Here is a 5,774-nt window from a genome sequence, read left to right on the forward strand (position 1 = left end):
GCCGCCTTCTCAGGCGAGCAGGTCGTCGAGCTGCCGGCCCTCGGCGAGGTCGCCGGGGTCATGCGCCGGCACGCCGAGCTGCTCGGTGACCTGATGGGCGAGGAGCGCGGCTGCATCGAGTTCCGCAAGCACATCGCGTGGTACCTCAAGGGCTTCGCCGCGGGCAAGGACGTACGCAGCCGGCTGGGGATGGTGTCGTCGTACGCCGACCTCGACGAGCTGCTGGCCCGCCTGGACCCCACCGAGCCCTATCCGCTCGATGAGCTCGGCACTCCGCGCGGCCGGCAGGGGACACCCAAGAAGGTCTCGGTGCCGGACGGCTGGCTCGACTCCCGCGACATGATCGCGCCGATGGATCCCGACGCCGAGGACGGCACCAGCGGCGGCTAGGGCGCGTCTGCCAATTCACGGCCGGGGCGCGCGGCCCCGCATCCCGCCTGACGGCGTTATCGTCGGTCGCCGCACAACCCCGGTGCGCCTCCCTCCTCTGCCTTGTCAGCCGGGCGCGGATGCCACGCACCCTGACCGACCGCCAATTGGCAGACGCGCCCTAGCCCCGCGCCGCGCGGGCGCGTTCGAGCTGAGCCAGCGCCACGGCGCGGGCGTCACGTTCGTCGAGGTTGCGGCCGTCGGCGTCGACGGGGCCCTGCGGTGTGTGCACCTCGATCGTCGCGAGGCGCCGCCTGCGCTGCAGCGGGCCCTGCCGCAGCTCGACGGACTGCGTCTTGTGGTGCGGCACGATGTTGGTCGTGCGCTCGATCCAGCCCTCGCGGGCCACGAACGTACGCTCGTTGGCGCCGACCCAGCGGAAGCGCCAGCCGATCGGGGCGAACAGCCGCGAGCGCCGTGGTGCCGCCGTGCGTGGCACGCTCTCGACCGCCGAGCCCGGGATGAGCTCGGCGATGACCGCGTCGGCGAGCGGGCGGTCGGAGATCGGCAACAGGATCGACGACGAGTCGACGCCCTCGTCGTCGCCGTGCGCGGCATAGCCCGCGACGTCGACCTCGAGCCGCAGCCAGCCGAATCTCCGCCAGACGTAGGGTTCCTTGATCGCGATTCCCTGCACCCGCGCATACGGGATCGTCTGGGACGTGCGCGACAGCAGCCCGCGCTCGATCCGCAGGCCGCGCTCACCCCGGGAGAGCGTGAAGTCCCACTGCTGCAGCACGCGCTTGCCGACGATCTGCACGATCCAGGAGCCGAGCGGGATGATGCCGCCGAGCAGGACGATGACCTGGCCGAACCAGATCGCCCCGACGAGCAGGGCGATCGTCCCCACGGCCGCGAACAGGAAGTCGAGCGACAGCAGGGTGCCGATCATGACGCGCTGCGGCGTGACGACCGTGATGATGCTGCGGTGCTCCTCGGCCGGCGCGTCCTGCGGCGAGCCGTGCGCTCGGGCCAGCAGGACCCGGCGCAGGTCGCGCGCATCGTCGAGGCTGAGGAAGCGCAGCGACGTACGCGAGTCCCTGCCGCCGGCCATCTCGATCCGCAGCTCGGCGAGCCCGAACAACCGGGCGACCAGCGGCTCCGCGATGTCGACCGACTGGATGCGCTCGTAAGGGATGCGGCGCGATGCCTTCGTGATGATGCCGCTGTTGATGCGCAGCTCGGTGCCGTCGATGACGTAGCGGGTGAACCGCCAGCTCAGGTATCCGACCCCCATGCCGACGACGAGTCCACCGACGAGCGAGATGACCAGGCTGAGCAGCGCACTCATGTCGCCCCAGCCGTCGCCGGTGAAGATCGAGCTGATCAGGCCGACCGACGCAGCGGCGGCCCAGAGCGCGCCCTGGACGACCGACGTCAGGGGATGCGTACGGAGGCCGAGGGCCTCGGGCGACGCATCAGACCCCGGCGCCATGGGCCTCACCGAGCTCGGTCAGCCGGTTGCGCAGGCGCGTCGCCTCCGCAGCAGGTAGCCCGGGTATGTCCGCCGCGGTCTCGGGGCTCGCGGTGTGCAGCGTGACGGTCGCGACGCCGAACGCCCGGGCGAGCGGGCCGGCCTCGACGTCGACGAACTGCATGCGTCCGTAGGGGATCGCGACGAGCCGCTTGAACATCACGCCGCTGGTGACGAGCAGGTCGTCGGCGTTCTCGGCATAGCCCCAGCTGCGCTGGTTGCGCCCGGCCCAGACCCAGCCCCACCCGGCGGCGGCAGTGGCGATGACGATCACCAGCGCCCCGATCCACCACACGTCCGGCATCGCCAGCATCAGGACCAGCTGCACGAGGGCGACGACGGACACCGGGACCAGGATCAGGATGCGCCGGATCGTCGCGAGCTTCGGCGAGACGCGTTGCCATTCGCCTGACGGGGGAGTGAAGAGATCGTCCACGTCGCGACCCTACGCGGAGCGCCCGCCGTACGTGCGTACGGCGGGCGCTACGACGGGTCAGGTCGCCGGCAGCGGAGAGGTGCCCGGCGAGCCGGCTCTCACGGGCGATCCGACGGCTGGTCGATGAGGGAATCCGTCATCGACGTGTCGTCGCCCTCCTCCTCGCGGCCCGGCGTCTTCAGGTTCCACCACCGGATCACGGCGCGGAACAGGAAGTAGTAGACCACCGCGTAGACCAACCCGATCACGATCAGGAGCCCGGGCTTGTCGGCGATGTTCCAGTTGAGCACGAAGTCGAACAGGCCGGCAGAGAACCCGAAGCCGTCCCTGATGTCGAGCGCATTGGTCAGCGCGATCGAGGTGCCGGTCAGGACGGCGTGGATCACGTACAGCGGGAAGGCGACGAACATGAACGAGAACTCGAGCGGCTCGGTCACGCCGGTCAGGAAGCTCGTCAGCGCGGCGCCGATCATGATGCCGCCGACGGCCTTCTTCTGGGCCGGCTTGGCCTCCTGCCAGATCGCGAGGGCGGCCGCGGGCAGGGCGAACATCATGATCGGGAAGAAGCCGGTCTGGAACGCGCCCGCGGTGGGGTCGCCGGCGAGGAAGCGCGGGATGTCGCCGTGCACGACTCCGCTGGCGCCCTCGAACGAGCCGAACAGGAACCACGGGCCGGAGTTGAGGATGTGGTGCAGCCCCAGCGGGATCAACAGGCGGTTGAGCGTGCCGTAGACGAAGCCGCCGATGACGTCGTTGTCGGCAACCCAGTCCGAGACATTCGTCAGCCCTGCGTCGAAGGCCGGATAGACCAGGCTGAACAGCACGGAAATGATGATGGCGGCGAACGCAGTGATCATCGGCACGAACCGGCGGCCGCCGAAGAACGCGAGGTAGTCGGGCAGCTTGATCCGGTAGTACCGCTGCCACAGCAGGCCACTCGTGATGCCCATGACGATGCCCCCGAGGACGCCGTAGTTGATGAGCTCCTGCGTGCCGCCCTCAGCGGGCGGGTCGAGGATGAACGGCGAGAGCGCATCACCCACGCTCTTGAACACGAGATAGCCGACGACGGCTGCCAGCGCGGTCGAGCCGTCGGCCTTCTTGGCCATGCCGATCGCCACGCCGACCGCGAACAGCAAGGGCAGGTTGGCGAACAAGGCATTGCCGGCAGCGCCCACGACGGCGGAAACCTTGACCCAGCCGAGGCCGTCAGCGCCGAGCAGGTCCGGCTGGCCGAGGCGCAGCAGCAGCGCCGCGACTGGCAGGGAGGCGATCGGCAGCATCAGGCTGCGGCCGAACTTCTGGACGGAGGCGAGGCCCGGGAGGCCCTGTCGTCCTGCGGATATGGCGGTCATGTGCAACTTCTCCTCGGTGTTGGTGGTGCTCCGGACTTCAACGTGCGGACGGGCCGCGGTGCAGGCTCATCGACAACTGGTAGCGATCGCCGCGATAGCGGCTGATGGTCTGTTCCACGGGTCCCTCGCTCGAGGACCCGACCCGGTCGAAGACCATGACCGGCGCGGTCTCGGCGACCTCGAGCAGGTGCGCGTACGCGTGACCCGCCTGCTCGGCCCAGGTGGTCTGCCGGGCCTCCGTGATCACGACCCCGTACGTCGACTCGAAGATCGCGTAGATCGACCCGCTGAGGTCTTCGTCGCCGAGCGCCGGGAAGACAGCCTCCGGATACCAGCTGATCTCGTGCGCCATGGGCTCGTCGTCAGCCAGGCGCAGGCGCTCGATCTCCCAGACCCGGTCTCCGGGGCTGAGGCCCAGCGCCTTGGCGGTCGTCTCGCCGGCCGCGACCACGGCGCATGACAGCACCTCGGTGCTGGGGCGATGACCGCGCTGCCGCATGTCCTGCGTGAACGACGCCAGGTGCAGGTTGCTCTCGACGCGGGGCCGGGTGACGACCGTGCCGCGGCCCGGCACGGTCGTGAGGCGGCCCTCGTTGACCAGGCTGCTGATCGCGGCGCGAACCGTGGCCCGGCTGACGTCGTAACGGATCGTGAGGTCACGCTCGGACGGGATCATCGCGCCCGGCTGGAGCTCCTCCTCGATCGTCTTCAGGAGCGCGGCTCGAAGCTGTGCGTGCTTGGGGAGCAGGCCGTCATTCAGCATGCGACAACTCCTCTCGACGGGCGTCCGAACCGCTGGTACGATCCGGTACGTACCAGTGAGGATGGACGGGAACAGCCCGGCATGTCAACCCCTTTGCAGACGAATCGAGGCCAACCGGTGACGAAGCTCGTAGCGGCTCGACGACTCGTGGGGCTGCCCGATGACGAGTCGGGCGCAGGCTGGATCGAGCTCGACGGCGAGCGGATCAGCGCCGTGGGACGCGGCGCATCACCGCGTACGCCCGACGTCGAGCTCGACGACGGGATCCTCGCTCCGGGACTGATCGATGCGCAGATCAATGGCGCGTTCTCGGTCGACTTCGCGGACGCCGGCGCCGACGAGGTGCGCAGCGTCGCCGAGCGGATGCTGTCGACCGGGGTCACCGCGATGGTGCCGACGTTCATCACCGCGACGGTGGACCAGCTCGTCGAGCAGGTGACGCGCTACGACGCCGCGCGCGCGGTCAGCAACACGACCGGATCGGCGACCAGGCTCCTGCCCGCGCACGTCGAGGGCCCGTTCCTGTCGCCGAGGCGGCGCGGCGCCCACCGCGAGGCGCTGCTCGTCGACCCGACGCCGGAGCGCATCGCGCCGTTGATCCAGCTCGCGCCCGCGATCTCGTACGTGACGCTGGCCCCGGAGCGCGAAGGAGCCCTGCAGGCGATCGCCGACTTCGTCGCCGTGGGCGTCCGGGTGGCCGTGGGCCACAGTGATGCCACCGACGACCAGGTCCGGGCCGCGGCCGACGCCGGCGCCACGCTCGTCACGCACCTCTACAACGCGCAGAGCCCGTTCCACCACCGTGCCCCCGGGGTCGTCGGTGCCGCGCTCACGGATCCGCGGCTGACGGTCGGCATGATCGTCGATGGACACCACGTCGAGCCCGCGGCCGTCTGCCTGGCGTTCGCGGCGGCGGCCGGCCGCGTCATGCTCGTGACCGACGCCGTGGCGGCGCTCGGCATGCCGCCCGGTGTCTATGAGCTCGGCGGCGACCAGCTCGAGGTGATCGCCGGCAGCCCGCCGCTGCGCGCCGACGGGACGATCGCCGGCGCCGACGAGCCGCTCGACGCCAACATCGGCCACGCGGTCGACTTCGGGATCGACCTGGTCGCGGCGATCCGGGCGGCGACGCGTACGCCTGCCGACGCGCTCGGGCTCACCGACCTCGGCCGGATCGAGCCGGGGGCGCGGGCAGACCTCGTCCTGCTGGGCGACGACCTGCGCGCGCGTACGACCTGGCTCGGCGGCGCCCGGGTCTGGTCGGCCGAAGGCACGATTCACGAAGGACCGGGAGCCACCGTGGCCTCCGGGAAGTTC

At 70.5% G+C, this 5,774-nt stretch carries 6 protein-coding genes; 2 read left to right on the top strand and 4 right to left on the bottom strand.

Features of this window, described 5'->3' with window-relative positions; genetic code table 11:
* Nucleotides 1-390 (top strand): tRNA-dihydrouridine synthase (locus V6M46_RS06515; protein ID WP_332663004.1); only part of this gene is annotated, 390 nt, incomplete at its 5' end.
* 160 nt (nucleotides 391-550) lie between these two features.
* Here the strand turns inward: V6M46_RS06515 and V6M46_RS06520 are convergent.
* The 4 genes from V6M46_RS06520 to V6M46_RS06535 form a co-directional block, all read right to left on the bottom strand.
* Nucleotides 551-1,864 (bottom strand): PH domain-containing protein, encoded by a 1,314-nt coding sequence (locus V6M46_RS06520; RefSeq protein WP_332663007.1) that lies wholly within the window; start codon nucleotides 1,862-1,864, stop codon nucleotides 551-553.
* On the bottom strand, nucleotides 1,848-2,339 hold the full coding sequence (locus V6M46_RS06525; RefSeq protein ID WP_332663009.1) for a PH domain-containing protein: 492 nt from the start codon (nucleotides 2,337-2,339) through the stop codon (nucleotides 1,848-1,850). The genes V6M46_RS06520 and V6M46_RS06525 overlap by 17 nt, the downstream gene beginning before the upstream one ends.
* 98 nt (nucleotides 2,340-2,437) lie before the next feature.
* Nucleotides 2,438-3,694: a PTS transporter subunit EIIC gene (locus tag V6M46_RS06530; RefSeq protein ID WP_332663011.1), complete on the bottom strand. Its 1,257-nt coding sequence runs from the start codon at nucleotides 3,692-3,694 to the stop codon at nucleotides 2,438-2,440.
* 37 nt (nucleotides 3,695-3,731) lie between these two features.
* Nucleotides 3,732-4,457 carry a GntR family transcriptional regulator gene (locus tag V6M46_RS06535; RefSeq protein ID WP_332663015.1) on the bottom strand — a complete coding sequence of 242 codons (726 nt, stop codon included), beginning with the start codon at nucleotides 4,455-4,457 and terminating at the stop codon, nucleotides 3,732-3,734.
* Between the two features lie 117 nt (nucleotides 4,458-4,574).
* Between V6M46_RS06535 and nagA the strand changes: the two genes are divergently transcribed.
* Nucleotides 4,575-5,774, top strand: a 1,200-nt coding sequence (gene nagA, locus V6M46_RS06540; protein ID WP_332663018.1) for an N-acetylglucosamine-6-phosphate deacetylase, incomplete at its 3' end; no start/stop codon positions are given.

This window comes from Aeromicrobium sp. (genome assembly GCF_036676885.1).
Lineage (GTDB): Bacteria > Actinomycetota > Actinomycetes > Propionibacteriales > Nocardioidaceae > Aeromicrobium.

Coding starts and splice junctions, on each gene's coding strand:
- V6M46_RS06535 (WP_332663015.1), bottom strand. CDS start 4,457: ATGCTGAATGACGGCCTGCTCCCCAAGCACGCACAGCTTCGAGCCGCG.
- V6M46_RS06530 (WP_332663011.1), bottom strand. CDS start 3,694: ATGACCGCCATATCCGCAGGACGACAGGGCCTCCCGGGCCTCGCCTCC.
- V6M46_RS06520 (WP_332663007.1), bottom strand. CDS start 1,864: ATGGCGCCGGGGTCTGATGCGTCGCCCGAGGCCCTCGGCCTCCGTACG.